Origin of the sequence: Oscillibacter sp. CAG:155, assembly GCA_000436875.1 — a bacterium.
Classification (GTDB): Bacteria; Bacillota; Clostridia; order Oscillospirales; family Oscillospiraceae; genus Oscillibacter.
Map to the genome: position 1 here is coordinate 1 of FR890849.1, position 894 is coordinate 894.

At 59.4% G+C, this 894-nt stretch carries 1 protein-coding gene; it reads left to right on the forward strand.

Annotation, left to right across the window (positions count from 1 at the left end):
- Window positions 1–56: 56 nt before the first annotated feature.
- Window positions 57–857, forward strand: coding sequence for an acryloyl-CoA reductase electron transfer subunit gamma (gene acrB / locus QZL67_RS02115; RefSeq protein WP_022289129.1), 801 nt, complete (start codon window positions 57–59; stop codon window positions 855–857).
- Window positions 858–894: the final 37 nt, after the last annotated feature.

Consider the following 894-nt stretch of genomic DNA (forward strand, 5'->3'; position numbering starts at 1 on the left):
TCCAGCGCATCGTCATCTCCGCCAACATGGGTCTGTAAGAGGAGGAAGAAACGAACATGAAGATCATTGTTTGCGTCAAGCAGGTCCCCGATACCTCCGGCAAGGTGGCTGTCAATCCCGACGGCACCCTGAACCGTGCATCCATGCAGACCATCACCAACCCCGACGACATGAACGCCGTGGAGGCCGCCCTGAAGATCAAGGACGCCACCGGCTGCAAGGTCATTGTGGTCACCATGGGCCCCGCTCCCGCTGCCGGCATGCTGCGGGAACTGATGGCCATGGGCGCCGATGAAGGCGTTCTGGTGTCCGCCCGTGAGTTCGGCGGCTCTGATACCTACGCCACCTCTCAGATCCTGGCCGCCGCCATCTCCACCATCGGCGTGGAGTCCGACGATATCGTCATGTGCGGCCGGCAGGCCATCGACGGCGATACCGCCCAGGTCGGTCCCCAGATCGCTGAGAAGCTGCACCTGCCCCAGGTGACCTACGCCGCTGACATCACCAAGGACGGCAACACCCTGACCGTCAAGCGGATGCTGGAAGACGGCTACATGACCATCAAGGTCCAGACCCCCTGCCTGATCACCTGCATCAAGGAGCTCAACAACCCCCGTTACATGAGCATCGGCGGCATCTATGAGACTTACAACAAGCCTCTGGAGACCTATGACTATGAAAAGCTCAAGGATCATCCCCTGATCGATGCCACCACCATCGGCCTGAAGGGCTCTCCCACCAACATCTTCAAGAGCTTCACGCCTCCCCAGAAGGGCGTTGGCATGATGCTGGAAGGCAGCGGCAAGGAGACCTGCGAGAAGCTGGCCGGCATCCTGGCCGACAAGCACATCATCTGAGAAAGGGGAATAAACGACTATGTCTAACTTCAACAGT

Bases quoted from the DNA above. Each gene is read 5' to 3' on its own strand.
- acrB (WP_022289129.1), top strand. From the start codon at position 57: ATGAAGATCATTGTTTGCGTCAAGCAGGTCCCCGATACCTCCGGCAAG.